General features: G+C 66.8%; 12 protein-coding genes. 6 read left to right on the forward strand and 6 right to left on the reverse strand.

The window, feature by feature from the left end; all coding sequences use genetic code 11:
• Window positions 1–234 precede the first annotated feature (234 nt).
• The 6 genes from ACZYZ4_RS00515 (at window position 235) to ACZYZ4_RS00540 (ending at window position 8,613) form a co-directional block, all read left to right on the forward strand.
• The gene (locus ACZYZ4_RS00515; RefSeq protein ID WP_463857244.1) at window positions 235–729 is read left to right on the forward strand and encodes a nucleoside deaminase; all 495 of its coding nucleotides are present in this window, start codon (window positions 235–237) and stop codon (window positions 727–729) included.
• Window positions 730–743: 14 nt separating this feature from the next.
• On the forward strand, window positions 744–2,261 hold the full coding sequence (locus ACZYZ4_RS00520; protein WP_463857246.1) for an NCS2 family permease: 1,518 nt from the start codon (window positions 744–746) through the stop codon (window positions 2,259–2,261).
• 297 nt (window positions 2,262–2,558) lie between these two features.
• A complete protein-coding gene (locus ACZYZ4_RS00525) occupies window positions 2,559–3,788 on the forward strand; it encodes an XdhC family protein (protein WP_463857248.1) in 1,230 nt (409 codons plus the stop codon).
• Window positions 3,779–4,690: an FAD binding domain-containing protein gene (locus tag ACZYZ4_RS00530; RefSeq protein WP_463857250.1), complete on the forward strand. Its 912-nt coding sequence runs from the start codon at window positions 3,779–3,781 to the stop codon at window positions 4,688–4,690. The genes ACZYZ4_RS00525 and ACZYZ4_RS00530 overlap by 10 nt, the downstream gene beginning before the upstream one ends.
• A 41-nt stretch (window positions 4,691–4,731) precedes the next feature.
• Complete coding sequence (locus tag ACZYZ4_RS00535; RefSeq protein ID WP_463857252.1) at window positions 4,732–7,533, forward strand: molybdopterin-dependent oxidoreductase; 2,802 nt, start codon at window positions 4,732–4,734, stop codon at window positions 7,531–7,533.
• A gap of 300 nt (window positions 7,534–7,833) precedes the next feature.
• Window positions 7,834–8,613: an SDR family oxidoreductase gene (locus tag ACZYZ4_RS00540; RefSeq protein WP_463857254.1), complete on the forward strand. Its 780-nt coding sequence runs from the start codon at window positions 7,834–7,836 to the stop codon at window positions 8,611–8,613.
• A 211-nt stretch (window positions 8,614–8,824) separates the two neighbouring features.
• Here the strand turns inward: ACZYZ4_RS00540 and nboR are convergent, their stop codons facing one another.
• From nboR to ACZYZ4_RS00570, 6 genes are all read right to left on the reverse strand, one after another.
• Entirely contained in the window at window positions 8,825–9,433 is a 609-nt protein-coding gene (nboR, locus tag ACZYZ4_RS00545; RefSeq protein WP_463857256.1) for a nicotine blue oxidoreductase, read from the reverse strand.
• A gap of 82 nt (window positions 9,434–9,515) precedes the next feature.
• The gene (aceE, locus tag ACZYZ4_RS00550) at window positions 9,516–12,281 is read right to left on the reverse strand and encodes a pyruvate dehydrogenase (acetyl-transferring), homodimeric type (protein ID WP_463857872.1); all 2,766 of its coding nucleotides are present in this window, start codon (window positions 12,279–12,281) and stop codon (window positions 9,516–9,518) included.
• Window positions 12,282–12,458: 177 nt separating this feature from the next.
• Entirely contained in the window at window positions 12,459–13,190 is a 732-nt protein-coding gene (locus ACZYZ4_RS00555) for a maleate cis-trans isomerase family protein (protein ID WP_463857258.1), read from the reverse strand.
• 9 nt (window positions 13,191–13,199) lie between these two features.
• Window positions 13,200–14,651 (reverse strand): amidohydrolase family protein, encoded by a 1,452-nt coding sequence (locus ACZYZ4_RS00560; RefSeq protein WP_463857260.1) that lies wholly within the window; start codon window positions 14,649–14,651, stop codon window positions 13,200–13,202.
• A 24-nt stretch (window positions 14,652–14,675) separates the two neighbouring features.
• Window positions 14,676–15,497: an aspartate/glutamate racemase family protein gene (locus tag ACZYZ4_RS00565; RefSeq protein WP_463857262.1), complete on the reverse strand. Its 822-nt coding sequence runs from the start codon at window positions 15,495–15,497 to the stop codon at window positions 14,676–14,678.
• On the reverse strand, window positions 15,494–16,177 hold the full coding sequence (locus ACZYZ4_RS00570; RefSeq protein ID WP_463857264.1) for a GntR family transcriptional regulator: 684 nt from the start codon (window positions 16,175–16,177) through the stop codon (window positions 15,494–15,496). The genes ACZYZ4_RS00565 and ACZYZ4_RS00570 overlap by 4 nt, the downstream gene beginning before the upstream one ends.
• Between the last annotated feature and the right edge of the window lie 48 nt (window positions 16,178–16,225).

Here is a 16,225-nt window from a genome sequence, read left to right on the forward strand (position 1 = left end):
GACAGTTCGGAACCACGGATTTCACATGGCGAAATTAAATTTCCAAAAACTATGGCGCGGCTCACATTCCGGTGCTAGTCTCAATATTGCCAAAGGCGGGCGCCCTACCCGGGAAGCTATCTACCAGGCGCAACTTAACCTTCACAGCACATGCTGAAGCCTGGTAACCGTCGCAACTGGTTCTTTTGGTCCCGCAACGGGGTACCGGCTTCCACAGCAAAGGGAGTACGCACCATGAGTACCACCGTCACGGCCGAAGCATTTCTGGCCAGATCCATCCAGTTGGCAACTGCCAACGTCCTGAACAACGGGGGCCCGTTCGGCGCCCTGATCGTCACCGCCGACGGTCAAACCTTCGACGGCGTCAACCGCGTCACCGCCACTAACGATCCCACCGCACACGCAGAGGTCACGGCCATCCGCCGGGCCTGCAGCGAACTCGGTACGTTCGATCTTAGTGGAGCCATCCTGTACACCAGCTGCGAGCCATGCCCCATGTGCCTGGCCTCCGCACTCTGGGCCCGCATTGACCGTGTGGTTTTCGCCGCGGACCGTCACGACGCCGCCTCGGTGGGCTTCGACGACGCCGTCTTCTACGAATTCTTCGAGAACGAGAACCGGGGCGCCCTGATGCCGGTAGCCAAGCTGGAACTGGGCGACCCTCAGGCGCCCGCGCCGCTGGAACCGTTCAACACCTGGAACACGCTTGACTCCAGGATCGACTACTAGGGCCGGTGGCTGACATGACAATCATTGACGGGCAGCACGTCGGACCGGAAAGCGGAGAACCCCAGGTCAAGCGGTTAAAGCAGCCGGCCAAGCCTCCGGTAACCAACGCCGCCCTGGACCGCTTCTTCCAGATCACCGAACGCGGATCCACCTTGGCCCGCGAATTCCGTGGCGGCCTGGTCACCTTCTTCACGATGGCGTACATCGTCATCCTCAACCCGCTGATCCTGGGCGGCTTCAGCGCGGATAAGGCCCCCACAGACGTTGCCGGCGGATGGCTCTCTGCCGCCCAGGTGGGCGCTGTGACCGGGCTTACGGCCGGCGTGATGACCATCCTGTTCGGGCTCATCGCGAACCTTCCGTTCGGCCTCGCGGCAGGGCTGGGTATCAACTCGTTCCTGGCCGTGGCCGTCATCCAGGAAGTCACCTGGCCTGAAGCCATGGGCCTCGTGGTCATCAACGGCATCCTGATCGTCATCTTCGGCGCCACCGGGTTGCGGACTGCCATCTTCCGGGCCGTTCCCAAGGAGCTGAAGGCCGCCATCACCGTGGGCATCGGCCTGTTCATCGCCTTCATCGGCTTTGTGGACTCCGGCTTTGTCCGTGCCACCAAGGGCGGTCCGCCGGTCCAGCTTGGAACGGACGGATCCATTACCTCGATCCCCACGCTTGTATTCGTTGTGGGCCTGCTGACCATGGGCATCCTCGTGGCACGCAAGGTCCAGGGCGGGATTCTGATCGGAATTGTCGCCACCACTGCCCTCGCGGCTGTTGCTGAGGCCGTGTTCCGCATCGGACCCGGCAGCGCCGACAACCCCGGCGGCTGGCACCTCAACACCCCCGTGCTGTCCGGCCAGCTGGTGTCCGCCCCGGACTTCAGCCTCGTGGGCCAGTTCGACATCTTCGGCTCGTTCTCGCGGATCGGTGGCCTCGCCGCCACGATGCTCGTCTTCACCCTGGTGTTCACCAACTTCTTCGACGCCATGGGCACCATGACCGGTCTCGCGAAGAGCGCCGGGGTGGCGCACAAGGACGGCACGTTCCCCAGGCTGAAGTCGGCGTTCATCGTCGAAGGCCTGGGTGCGGTAGCCGGCGGTGCGACGTCGGGCTCGTCCAACACCGTGTACATCGACTCCGCGGCCGGCATCGGCGAAGGAGCCCGCACCGGCCTGGCCTCCGTGGTCACTGGCGTGCTGTTCCTGGGCTCGATGTTCTTTACGCCGCTGACCTCGGTGGTGCCGCTCGAGGTGGCAGCAGCCGCCCTGGTGGTGGTGGGCGCGATGATGATGGCGCAGATCAGCGAGATCAAGTTCACCAAGTTCGCCATTGCGCTGCCGGCCTTCCTGACCATCGTGACCATGCCGCTGACGTACTCGATCGCCAACGGAATCGGCGTCGGCTTCATCTCCTTCGCCGTGGTCAGCGCGGCGTCCGGCAGGGGCAGGAAGGTCCATCCGCTCATGTGGGTAGTCACCGCGGGCTTCATCATCTACTTCGCCCGGGGACCCATCAACGCCCTGATGGGCGTGTAGGCCCCCGGCGTAACCGCCCATGCGGGCGGCTCAAACGGCGGTCCATCCGCACCCACCGCATTGAGTAGGCGTCCGCCGCCGTGGTCCGCAGCACCGGAACCCACGACGGCGGGCGGCGGTGGAGTGCGGCTGCTCCGTCACGGACCGGGGCGGGATTAGAGGCCCCGCCCCGGTCCTCTTAAACAACTCCCTTCACTCTCCCTCTACACCAGCAAGGAATGAGATTATGAGGCATGACCTCGTACTGCTCCGGACAAGCTTTCCGTCCGGGACCTCAGTGGTAAAGGACGTGTTGCCATGCTGGACCTAATACCTTCACTGGGAAGCTGGCGGCCCGCGGTCTCCGGCCAGCGCTGCGCCGTCGCCACCATCGTTGCCGCGGGCGGCTCCGTGCCCCGGCCGCTCGGCACCTCCATGGTGGTCTCCGAGCACGGGGACGTCCTCGGCAGCCTCTCCGGAGGATGCGTGGAAGGCGCCGTGGTGGACGCCGCCCTTGCGGCAATGCGCGACGGCGGCAGCCGCCTTGAGTTGTTCGGCTACAGTGCCGAGGACGCGTTCGCCGTCGGGCTGAGCTGTGGAGGGGAGCTGGAAGTCCACATCCAGCCGCTCGGATACTCGTTGGAGGCCATGGACGTCGCCATGCTGAACAGCCTGGCGGGCCATCATTCCACCGCGGCCGTGGCACTGATCCGCAGGCTCGACGCCGGCGGGGGAGTCGTCGTCGTGCAGGATCCTGTGCGGTTCCGCGCCATGGAGTCCCCGGAACTTGCCCGGCTGGTGGGTGACCATCCCGCTACTGTCTACGCGGCAGCCGCCCAGCTCGAGCCACTGCTCCAAGGCGGCCGCACCGGTTTGGTCCGCTTGGCACCACCCGATGGCTGCTCCGACAGCACGGACCAGACCCGCCCCGAACCCATCACCCTTTTCGTGGAAAGCCGGCTCCCCGTCGCACGCATGCTCATTTTCGGGGCCAACGACTTCGGCGCCGCGCTGCTCCCGGCCGGCAAACTCCTCGGCTATGACGTCACGCTCTGCGATGCCCGCCCCGCGTTCTCCCGGCAAAGCCGCTTCCTCGCCGCCGACCACGTGGTCACTGACTGGCCGCACCGCTACCTTGCCGCAGAAGCAGCCGCGGGACGCGTGGACGGCCGCACCGTGGTGTGCGTGCTGACCCACGACCCCAAATTCGACATCCCGCTGCTGGAAACCGCTCTCCGCCTGCGGCTGGCCTACGTGGGCGCCATGGGCTCGCGCCGCAGCCACCGCCAGCGCATCGACGCGCTGCTCGCGGACGGCACCCCGGCGGAAGCGCTGGAACGGCTGCATTCGCCCATCGGCCTCGACCTTGGCGCCGTCACGCCCGCCGAGGTCGCGGTGTCCATCACGGCCGAGATCATCGCCGCCCGTGGCCGGGCCGGACACAGCCAGGCCTCGCTGGCGCCGCTCAAGGACGGCTCCGGCCCCATCCACCCCACATCAGAACCACGCTCTGCGCACGAACCCCGCCAGGAGGACCCATGGACATGAACACCATCGAGGCCGTTGTCACCACTACGGACCCGGCCGACTGGCGCGACGGTGATGCCTGGCTGGCCGGGGGCACCGTCCTGTTCTCCTACGGCAGTACCGTCCTGAAGCGATTGCTGGATTTGGGCGAAGCGGGCTGGCCGGCCGTGACCGTGGGCGACGCCGGAATCGAACTCGCCGCCACCTGCACCGTGGCCGAGCTCTACGCCCTGCCGGCTTCGGATGCCGTGGCGGGCCGGGACTGGCCCGCCCTGGATCTGGTCCGCCCCTCCTGCGACTCCTTCGTGGCCTCGTTCAAGGTCTGGAACATGTCTACCGTGGGCGGCAACCTGTGCACCTCGCTCCCGGCCGGTCCCATGATTTCGCTCTGCGCAGGGCTGGACGCCACCGCCACCATCCTCGGCCCCGGCGGCAGCAGCCGCACGGTCCCGGTGGCCACGTTCGTCACCGGGGACGGGCAAAACAGCCTGGCACCCGGCGAGCTCCTGCGCAGCATCCACCTGCCGGCGTCGTCGTTGTCGTCAAAGGTGGCCTTCCGCCGGCTCTCGCTCAGCAACCTCGGCCGCTCCGGGGTGCTCTTGATCGGACGGCGCGACGCCGACGGCGGCCTGGTTATCACCGTCACCGCCGCCACCAAACGCCCCGTGCAGCTGCGGTTCACCGCCGCCAAGATGCCTGGCCCCACGGCACTGGCGGCCGCCGTCGGGAAGGCCATCCCGGCGGAGCTGTACCACAACGACATCCACGGGCTGCCCGAGTGGCGCCGGGACATGACCCTCCGGCTCGCGGAGGAGATCCGTGCGGAACTGCTTGAAGAACGGCTCACCGTTTCGGGCGATTTCTGGACCGGACCTTCCGGCCCGCCGCACGCCACGTCGCCGCAGCCGAGCGCGCAACCATAACACCCATCAACCCAGAACCCGCAGCAGAAGGAGGGCTGAGCATGGCAATCGAAATCAACGGCACCGCCACCTCGGCCGGCCCCCGCCCCGGCCAGTGCCTGCGCACCTTCCTGCGCGAACAGGGCAATTTCGGGGTCAAGAAGGGCTGCGACGGCGGCGACTGCGGAGCCTGCACCGTCCACGTGGACGGCACCCCGGTACACAGCTGCATCTACCCGGCCGTCCGCGCCGAGGGCAAGGCCGTCACCACCATCGAAGGGCTCGCCAAGGGCGGCGGTCTGCACCCCGTGCAGGAGCAGTTCCTGGCCGAACAGGGCTTCCAATGCGGCTTCTGCACGGCCGGCATGATGATGACCGCAGCCACGTTCGACGACGAACAGAAGGCCAATCTGCCCCGCAGCCTCAAGGGCAACCTGTGCCGCTGCACCGGCTACCGTTCCATCGCCGACGCAGTGTGCGGGACCCGCGACAAGCACAATTACGACGCCGGCGCGGCGGCTGGCACGGCCGGCGCCACCGCATCCCGGGCCGGGCAGCTCGGCGACAACGTGCCCGCCCCGGCGGGCACCGCCGTCGTTACCGGCACCGCCCGCTACACCCTTGACGTCCCGGCCGAAGAGCTCCAGGGCTTGCTGCACCTGAAACTGCTCCGCTCACCCCACGCCCACGCGCGGATCGTCGCCATCGACAAAAACGCCGCACTCCAGGTGCCCGGCGTCGTGGCGGTCTTCACGCACGAGGACGCCCCGGCGCAGTTCTTCTCCACCGCCCAGCACGAGTTGTACACGGACGATCCAGACGACACCCGCGTGCTCGATGACGTGGTGCGGTTCATCGGCCAGCGGGTCGCCGCCGTCGTGGCCGAATCCGTGGGCGCCGCCGAGGCCGGAGCCCGTGCCCTGCAGGTGGAATACGAGCTGCTGGACACCGTCTTCAGCCCGCAGGACGCCATGCTTCCCGGCGCCCCGGCATTGCACGGGGACAAGGACGCCGTAAAGGCCAGGATCTCGCGCCCGCGGCAGAACGTGGTGGTCGAGCTGCACTCGGAACTGGGCAGCGTGGCGGACGGCTTCGCCGCTGCCAACTTCATCCACGAACACACCTACAGGACCCAGCGGGTGCAGCACGTTGCCATGGAAACGCACTCCTCCATTGCCTGGTTCGACGACGAAGACCGCCTTGTGGTCCGCTCCTCCAGCCAGGTGCCGTTCCTGGTCCGGCGCACCCTGGGCCGCGTCTTCGACCTGCACGAGGACCGCATCCGCGTGGTCGCCGGACGCGTGGGCGGCGGCTTCGGTGGCAAGCAGGAAATGCTCACCGAGGACCTCGTTGCCCTCGCCGCGCTCGCGCTGCGCCGGCCCGTGCAGCTGGAGTTCACCCGCACGGAACAGTTCACGGCCGCCACCACCCGGCACCCCTTCACCATCAAGCTCAAGGCAGGCGCCAGCAAGGACGGACTCCTCACCGCGCTGCAGCTGGACGTGGTCACCAACACCGGCGCCTACGGCAACCACGCCCCAGGCGTTCTGTTCCACGGCTGCGGCGAATCGCTGGCCGTGTACAAGTGCGACAACAAGAAAGTGGACGCACACGCCGTCTACACCAACACCGTGCCCGCCGGGGCCTTCCGCGGCTACGGGCTGAGCCAGACGATCTTCGCGATCGAGTCGGCCATCGATGAGCTGGCTGTTGGCATCGGTATGGATCCCCTGGAATTCCGGCTCAGGAACATGGTGCGCGAGGGGGACGACATGCTCTCCACCACGCCCGAACCGGAGGAAGACGTCCACTACGGCAGCTACGGCCTGGACCAGTGCATCTCTTTGGTGCGTGATGCCCTGGACCGCGGCAAACAGCGCTACCGCGACGCCGGCCTCGATGACCTCGGGCCGGACTGGGCCACCGGCGAAGGTTCCGCGCTGTCCATGATCGACACCGTCCCGCCCCGCGGCCACTTCGCCCACACCCGCGTAAGCCTGCTCCCGGACGGCACGTTCGGGGCCGACGTCGGGACCGCCGAATTCGGCAACGGCACCACCACGGTGCACGCCCAGCTGGCCGCGACGGCACTGTCCACGACGGCCGGCAAGGTGGCCGTTCGGCAGTCCGACACGGACCTGGTGGAGCACGATACCGGCGCGTTCGGCTCGGCCGGAACGGTGGTGGCCGGCAAGGCGACTCTCCTCGCGGCGACCGAGCTCGCCTCCCGGATCGTCACCGTCGCGGCTGCCCTGACCGGCGTCGCGGAATCCGGGTGCGTGCTCGACGACGGCGGCGTGGACTGTGCCGGGCGGCGGGTTCCGCTCACGGACATCCACGACGCCGCGCGGCACCAAGGCGTGCAGCTCGCCGCCGAGGGCAACTGGGACGGGACCCCGCGCTCGGTGGCGTTCAATGTCCACGGCTTCCGGGTGGCGGTCAACACCGGCACGGGGGAACTGCGGATCCTGCAGAGTGTGCAGGCCGCCGATGCCGGCGTGGTGGTCAACCCGCGGCAGTGCCGCGGCCAGATCGAGGGCGGCATCGCGCAGGCGCTCGGTGCGGCGCTGTATGAGGAAGTGCGCGTGGACGACGCCGGCCGGGTCACCACGGACATCCTGCGGCAGTACCACATCCCGTCCTTCGCGGACGTGCCCCGCAGCGAGGTCTACTTCGCCTCCACCAACGACCAGGTTGGCCCGCTCGGCGCGAAATCCATGAGCGAAAGCCCGTTCAACCCCGTGGCTCCGGCCCTGGCCAACGCGATCCGGAACGCCACGGGGGTCAGGTTCGGCGAGCTGCCGATCGGACGGGACAAAATCTACGTTGGCCTGAAGGAGGCAGGGCTGGTCCCCTCCCACTAAGACCAACGTGGGGTCAGATGCGGCCCATGGAGCGGGGTTTATTGGGCCGTATCTGACCCCGCGTTGCTGTCGAAGCAACCGTTTGTGACCGGTCGTGATTCGGCGACCCCTTGACTGATGCGTGATCCAGGTCATACCGTTATTTCACTACTCGATACCTATCTTCCGCATTATGGAAACAGATGCAATGACGCTCCTGCCGGTTTCCGGCACAATCCCAGCGACAGTCATAGGCTGGCAATAACGGCGGCGGAAGTGCCCGCTGCATCTTAGTCTGGCCATGAACACAAGGAGCGACCCATGACTGCAACCCACCGGCCCGTACCACCCCACCGGCCGGGGCCGGTCGCCGTCGTGACCGGTGCAGGTTCCGGGATTGGCAGGGCGGTGGCGCGGCTCCTGCTGGCCGACGGGTACCGCGTGGTGTTGGCCGGCCGCCGTGAGGCTCCGCTGCTGGAGTCCGCTGCCGGCCACCGCCAGGCGCTGACGGTGCCCTGCGACGTAACAGTGCCCGACGACGTCGAGCGCCTTTTCGCTGCCGCCCTCGGGAAGTGGGGGAGGGTTGACTTCCTGTTCAACAACGCCGGCGTGTTCGGCCCGCCCGCGTCGGTGGATGAAATCAGCGTCGCCGACTGGGACGCCGTGGTGGCGGTGAACCTCACCGGCTCGATGCTGTGCGCCGCCGCGGCCGTCCGGGCCATGAAATCCCAGGAGCCGCAAGGCGGCCGGATCATCAACAACGGGTCCATTTCAGCGCATTCGCCGCGGCCGCGGACGGTGGCCTACACGGTCACCAAGCATGCCATGACGGGTCTGACCAAGAGCATAGAGCTGGACGGCAGGGGCTTCGGCATCACCTGCGGCCAGATCGACATCGGCAACACGGCCACGGACATCATGGCCACCATTGGTGTGGACTCCGGTGCCCTGCAGGCGGACGGCAGCCGCAGGGTGGAGCCCACGTTCCCGGTGCAGGACGCCGCGCGTGCCGTGCTCCTGATGGCAGGAATGCCGCCGTCGGCCAGTGTGGGCTCGGTGGTGATCACTGCTGCGGGCATGCCGTTCATCGGCCGCGGCTAACGAAGAAGAAGCGACACCTTTCCGCTACGGAAGCGCACGTCCGCACCGGGGTTCCGCCCGGGCGGGCGTCCGTTTCGGTGGCGGATTTTGCATGCCCGGAAGATTGAATCACACTGTCGCGTTTGGGCGCGGACACGCGCCCACCGCCAGAAGCCAGCCGCGTGGAACACTCAACTTTGTCCCACCACGGCGCGACAGCGTCGCTGGACCGCTAATCGAGAAGGTGCAGATGCTCGGGCGAATCGAGGTCTTCGCCGGCGGAGAGGTCGCCGCAGTCCACGAGGTCTATCAGTTCCGGGTGGGCCTGGAGGAAATGGCGGGCCCCGGCGTCGCCCGTTGCCGTTTCCGCGGCTTCAGCGCGGAGGCTGGAGTCCAGAAGCAGCGGATGTCCCCGCTGGAGTTTTCCGGCGGGGCCGCGGTAGGCGGCCGCCGTCACCCGGCCAGGCCGGTGGGATGCCAGCAATCGGGCGACGGTCTCGGTGGTCAGGCCGGGCTGATCCACGAGCGCGATGAGCACATGGTCCTCCGGGGCTGCTGCGGCGACTCCCGCCCGGAACGAGCTTCCCATTCCAGTGTCCCAGTCCGGGTTGTCGATGACCCGGTGCTGGCTGAGATCGGTGGCGGTGTGGACCGTTTCCGCGTCCGCGCCGAGCACCGTCACCACTTCCCGGCAGCCGCCTGCGAGCAGCACGTCTGCCAGGACTTCAACGAGGGTGCGGCCCTGGAACCGGAGTAACGCCTTGGGGCCGAGCCCCAGCCGCGTCCCGGCGCCGGCGGCAAGCAGCACCGCCGTCGTGCGTTGTTTGTCCAGGTCAGCCATCGCCCCAGCCTATCCAGCCACATGACAGATGACGGCAGTGTTCCGGGGAACACTGCCGTCAACTGTTGTATGGATGAAGGGGTCAGGAGTCGCCGCCCGCGCCACCGGTGGTCCCGGCATTGACGTCCAGGAGCTTATAACGGTCCATCGCGTAGGCGGGTACGCCGCCGTCCACCTCGCCGCGCGAAGCCAGCAGCTGCAGAGTCTTCACCACAATCGAGTGGGTGTCGTTCTTGAAGAAGCGGCGGGCTGCGGCACGGGTGTCGGAGAAGCCGAAGCCATCTGCTCCGAGCGAAGCGAACTGGTGCGGGAGGAACTGGCGGATCTGGTCCGGCACCGCCTTCATGTAGTCGGTCACCGCCACCACGGGCCCCTGCGCATCGGCGAGCTGCTGCGTGACGAACGGTACGCGGGCGGGCTGGCCCGGGTTCAGGAAGGCGTCCTCCTCCGCGGCGAGCCCGTCCCGGCGCAGTTCGTTCCAGGACGTCACGGACCAGACGTCGGCGGAGACGCCCCAGTCCTCGGCGAGGATCCTCTGGGCATCCAGGGCCCAGGGGACGGAGACACCGGAGGCCAGGATCTGGCTCTTGGGCCCTTCAAGCTCCGACGCCGACACCCGGTAGATGCCTTTCAGCACACCGTTGACGTCGAGGTTCTCGGGTTCGGCCGGCTGGGAGATGGGCTCGTTGTAGACCGTGAGGTAGTACATCAGGTTCTTATCGGATGCAGGTCCGGTTCCTTCGCCGCTTGCGGCCGGCCCGTACATGCGCTCGATGCCGTCCCGGATGATGTGGCCCATCTCGTACCCGTAGGCCGGATCGTAAGTGACCACGGCCGGGTTGGTGGAGGCGAGGATCGGGGAGTGGCCGTCGGCGTGCTGGAGGCCTTCACCGGTCAGGGTGGTCCGGCCGGCGGTGGCGCCGATGATGAAACCGCGGGTCATCTGGTCCGCGGCTGCCCAGAAGGCGTCGCCGGTGCGCTGGAACCCGAACATCGAGTAGAACACGTAGATCGGGATCAGCGGTTCGCCGTGGGTGGCGTAGGCGGTGCCGGCGGCGGTGAACGCTGCGACGGCGCCTGCCTCGTTGATGCCGGGGTGGATCAGCTGGCCCTGGGCCGATTCCTTGTAGGCCAGGACCAGGTCCCGGTCCACGGAGAGATAGCCCTGGCCGTCCGGGTTGTAGATCTTGGCCGTGGGGAAGAACGCATCCATGCCGAAGGTTCGGGACTCATCCGGAACGATCGGGACAATGCGGTGTCCGAACTTCTTATCCCGGAGCAGGTCTTTGAGCAGGCGCACAAAAGTCATGGTGGTGGCGGCCTGCTGCTTCCCGGAACCGCGCTTGGCAACCTCATAGGTTTTGGGGTCTGGCAGCTCCACCGGCGCGTGGTCCGGCCGGCGTTCGGGGACGAAGCCGCCGAGTGCGCGGCGGCGTTCCATTAGGTACTGGATCTCAGGGGAGTCCATGCCGGGGTGGTAGTACGGGGGCCGGTAGAGGTCCGCGTCGAGCTGTTCGTCCGTGATGGGGATCCGGAGGTAGTCGCGGAACTTCTTCAGGTCATCGAGGGTGAGCTTTTTCATCTGGTGGGTCGCGTTGCGGCCCTCGAAGTGGGGTCCGAGTCCGTAGCCCTTGACCGTTTTGGCCAGGATCACGGTGGGCTTGCCCTTGAATTCGGTGGCTGCTTTATACGCGGCGTAGACCTTGTGGTAGTCGTGGCCGCCGCGCTTGAGGTTCCAGATCTCGTCATCGGACAGGTCCGCGACCATGTCCTTGGTCTGCGGGGACTTGCCGAAGAAGTGCTCGCGGACGAACCCGCCGGATTCTGCCTTGTAGGTCTGGTAGTCCCCGTCCGGGGTCTCGTTCATGATCTTCACCAGCGAGCCGTCGGCGTCGTTGGTGAGCAGGTCATCCCACTCCCGGCCCCAGACCACCTTGATGACGTTCCAGCCCGCGCCGCGGAAGAACGCTTCCAGTTCCTGCATGATCTTGCCGTTGCCACGGACGGGACCGTCCAGGCGCTGGAGGTTGCAGTTGATCACAAAGTTCAAGTTGTCGAGGTTCTCGTTCGCGGCGAGCTGGAGCAGGCCGCGGGACTCGGGCTCGTCCATTTCGCCGTCGCCGAGGAACGCCCAGACCTGCTGGTCCGAGGTGTCCTTGATGCCGCGGTTGTGCAGGTAGCGGTTGGACTGCGCCTGGTAGATGGCGTTCATCGGGCCGATGCCCATGGACACCGTGGGGAATTCCCAGAAGTCCGGCATCAGGCGCGGGTGCGGGTAGGAGGAGAGCGCGTGGCCTTCCTTGGACTTTTCCTGCCGGAATCCGTCCAGGTCCTCCTCGGATAGCCGGCCTTCCATAAATGCGCGGGCGTACATGCCGGGGGAGGCGTGGCCCTGGAAGAAGACCTGGTCACCGCCGCCGGGGTGGTCCTTGCCGCGGAAGAAGTGGTTGAACCCGACTTCGTACAGGGTGGCGGCACCGGCGTAAGTGGAGATGTGTCCGCCCACGCCGATATCGGCCCGCTGCGCCCGGTGCACCATGATGGCCGCGTTCCAGCGCAACCAGGCCCGGTACTTCCGCTCGATCTCCTCGTCCCCCGGGAACGGAGCTTCCTGATCCACCGGGATGGTGTTCACGTAGTCCGTGGTGGTCACCATCGGAACACCGACGCTCTGCGCGCCTGCGCGCTGCAGCAGGCTGCGCATGATGTATTGGGCACGCTCGGTGCCCTGTTCCTGAATCAGGGCATCCAGGGACTCCAGCCATTCGGCGGTCTCTTCCGGATCACGATCGGGCAGCTGGTTTGTCAACCCGCTGAGGATATGGGAGGTCTCTTCTCCTGCAGCCACGTCCAGCCTCTTTTCATCGTTGAATAGTTGGCTCAAATTTTCGTTGTGTGAGAAAATTTTATTGCATCTCGAGATTATCTAAGCGGCGATCCGCGCGTCAAGGCGAACGGACGGTCACAATCGGCTGCCAGGGGTTATGGGCCCCGGCAGCCAATGGGGATGGCCTGAAGCGCCAGCTCAGGCAGAGGTGAGGAGCCTGCCCCAGCGCGGATCCAGCCCCGGTGCACCCGCCATCTTGAGGCAGTGCCACAGGGTGACGGCCACGGAATCCAACACCGGAACGCCAGTGCCGGCTTCGATCTCGGCCGCGATGTTGGCGCCGTATAGATTCGTGCAGAGGTAGATCAAGGCATCCGGCTTGGACGCGGCGAGCTCCAGCGAACCCGGCCGCATTTCGTCATCCGTGACCCGGCCGAAGGACTCGTTGTCACTCAGGCCCAGGAAGCGGTTGTCGATTGTTTTGATGCCGTCCTGTTCGTAGGACCGGATGATCGCCTCGTTGACATCGGCGGTGTACGGGGTGAAGAGCCCGATCCGCTCTGTGCCGAATGATTTGAACGCCTCCAGGTAGGCCAGCGTGGACGTGGTGGCAGGGATCCCGGTGGCGTCGGTGATCTCCTGCACCAAGGTGCGGTCATGCTCTGCTCCGAGCCAGGACCCCGAGGTTCCGTTCCAGGCAATGACATCCACATCCGAGGTGGCCAGCAGCTCCGCGGCGGTGCGCATAACGCTGGAGTCGAACTGTTTGTCCGAAGAGTCATCCAGAGCAATCCGGGTGACCGGGATCCGGGTGGAATGAATGGTGACGTCGTCCCGCTCGCCCAAAATCCGGTAGCTTTGCGGCTCCAGACAGGTATTGGAGGACGGCACGATCATGCCGATGCGGGTTTTGCGTGTTTGGCTTGGCATCGGGGTTTCCTAACTGGCGGCGTAGACGGCGGGACGGGATTCCTGGGGCCAGGACAGTGCGTCGCGGTGTTCGGTGAATCCCTTGCGGGCCACAAAGCGGCCAACAGCCCCGGGGTCATGGAAACCGGCGTCGTCCAGCACCACACGGCCTGCGGAGACCACGACGGCGGGCCAACCGGACAGCGTCTTCCCTTCGAACGGCGAGAAGTCAGTACCCATGTGGAGAGCGACGCCGTCGACGGTGCGTTCCTCGGCGGGATCGAAGATGACGACGTCGGCGTCGAACCCCGGCGCGATGGTTCCCTTGCGGGGGAGGGCGTTGATGCGGGCCGGGCCGGCGGCGAAGACTTCGACGAAGTCCTCCACCCGGCGCTCTCCTCCGCTGGCCGAATCCATCATGGCGGTGAACGTGACAGGCATCCGGGTTTCCACCCCGGGGAGTCCGTGCGGCATTTCGCGGATGTCGTCCGTTCGCTCCCGCTTCTGCGTGAGGTCATAGCAGGAGTGGTCCGAGGCGACGGCGTGGATGGCACCCGCGGCCAGCCGGTCCTTCAGCGCGGCCACGGTTTCGGCGCTGCGCATCGGCGGGCAGCACGCGTACCACTCCGGCATCACCGAGCCGTAGACGCTGTCGTCCAGCGTGAGGTAGTGCGGGCATGTCTCGGAATAGGCCTCCTGGCCGCGGCCGCGGGCCTCGGTGACCAGATCCACGGCGCCGGGCGTTGACTGGTGCACAAAGTAGACCGGCGCCTTGGTGTATTCGGCCATGGCCAGGGTTTCCTTGACGGAGACCTCTTCGGCCAGTTCGGGGCGGGTCTGGTGCAGGTGCTCGATGCCGATCCGGCCGTCGTCCGCGTGCTGCTGGGTGCAGTCCGCGACGATGGGGTCGTGCTCGGCGTGGATGTAGGTGAGGCCGTCCAGACGGACCATCTCGCGCATGACCTTCAGGATGGTGTCCCCGTCCGCCATCGTGGTGCCGCGGTTGGTGGTGTACATCTTGACGGACCGGACGCCCTCGGCGGCGAGCTGCTCCAACTGCCAGGGCACGGTTTCGTCCCAGCTGACCACGGAGCCGTGCAGCGCGACGTCACACCGGGACTCGCGGGCCAGTTCCTTCTTGTGCAGGACGGCCGCGAGCGGAGTTTCGCGGGCGTCACGGGGAATGCCGAAGTCGATGATGGTGGTGGTGCCGCCCCACAAAGCGGCCGTCGACGTGGTCCGGTAGTCATCGAGGGTGCGGAACCGCCCGGTGATCTGGGCCACGTGGCAGTGTCCGTCGACGCCGCCGGGAATGACCAGCCGGCCGGCGGCATCGATGATGCGCGTAGCGGCGGGGACGGGCCCGGCGGCGTCCACCAGCCGGTCGATGCGGCCCTCCCGGACCACAACGTGGGCCTGTTGGCGGCCAAAGCTGTTGACCACGGTGCCGTTGGCGATGACGAGTTCTGGGGTGTCGGACATCGGTGTCCTCCTAAGTAGAAGTAGCTAGTTGGCCCGTGCGGGCGAGGCCGGCCGGGTGGCGCCGCTGCGGGCGGGATCGTGCGCGGCGGCGTTCTGCGCGGTGGTGAGGGCGGCATCCAGGTTCTCCGAGAGGCCGCGGCGGGACTTGGCCGGCGGCGGAGCGAAGGCGCCGGCGCGGTGCGGCCCGGAATCGAGCCCGACGACCGCTTCTGCCATGCGGATGCCTGCGGAGATACCGTCCACCACGGGGACCCCGATCTGCCCGCGAAGTTCGCGGGCCAGGCCGGCGAGCGGTGCTCCGGCGAGGATCACGACGTCGGCCCCGTCCTTGGTGACGGCCTGGTGGCTGAGTGCCAGCAGGGTTGCCTTGAAGTCCTGCTGCACCGAGGCGATGCCGTTGAGGGCTTCGTTGATGGAGCGGATCGATGCCAGCCGGCCGCCGAGCCCGAAGCGCTCCACGCAGTCCCGGTACCAGGGCCGGATCCGGTCCGAGATGGCGATGATGGAGAACCGGTGCCCCTGCAGGGCGGCTGCGCAGAGTGCCGCCTCGGTGATTCCGATAACAGGGACGTCGGTGAGTTCCTTCAGTGCGGGCATCCCGGGGTCGCCGAATGCGGCCACGACAACGCCGTCGACGCTGGCGCCGTCACGGGTGTACTCGGCGATGATTTCGGCGACGGCTCCCGCCGCGATCAGGGACTCAAAGCGGGTTTCAATGTATTCCACGCCGTACTCGGCGGTCCGGACCACAAGTTCTGTTCCGGGGGACGCTGAGCGGAGGGCCTCCGCTTCGATCAGGGCGGTAACGTCGTCGCTGATGTTGGGGTTGATGACAAGAAGTTTCATAAGTTCTTCCGATGAAGGGCGGGTTCTGTCCGGCTGAAATCCTCCGGAAACTGTTCGCGGTATTTGCCGATGTGCGACGCCGATTGGGCGGCTGCCCGTTCCGGGTCGCCGCTGGCGATGGCGGCGTAGAGGGAGCGATGTTCTTCGATGAGCTCCGGCAGGTCGCTGACGTGGCGGAAGAGCCAGTGCATGCGGCCCTGGAGCGGCTCCAGCGCGGACTTGAGGAAGCCGTTGTCCGCGATCCGGGTGATGGCATCGTGGAATTCGCTGTTGGCCCGGTGGGCTTCCAGGATGGCGCCCTTGGCCAGGCAGCGGTCTGCCTCATCCAGCAGAGCTTGGAGGCCGCTGAGGTCTTCGGGGGTGGCGCGGGCGGCGGCCAGGCGGCAGGCAAGCACCTCGAGGGACTGCCTGACGTCGAACAGGTCCTCGACGTCCTTGGGGCTCAGGGTGCTGACCTCGGCTCCGCGGGCTCCGCGGTCGCTGATGAGCCCTTCTTGGCGCAGCATGCGGAGCGCTTCGCGGACGGGAAGCCGTGACACGTTGAATTCAGCGGCGAGGTCGCGTTCCACCAGCCTGGTGCCGGGAACGTAATGCCCTTCAAAGATCCTGTTGCGGAGGGTGTCCCGGACAGCCTCCCGAAGCGGGCGTTCCTTGTCCTGGGTCTCTTCTGCGCTATGCATGCTTCTCCACTTTCGGTTCTTGTCTGGCATTGCGTTCCCGGCTTCAGG

This window comes from Pseudarthrobacter adonitolis, assembly GCF_055412845.1.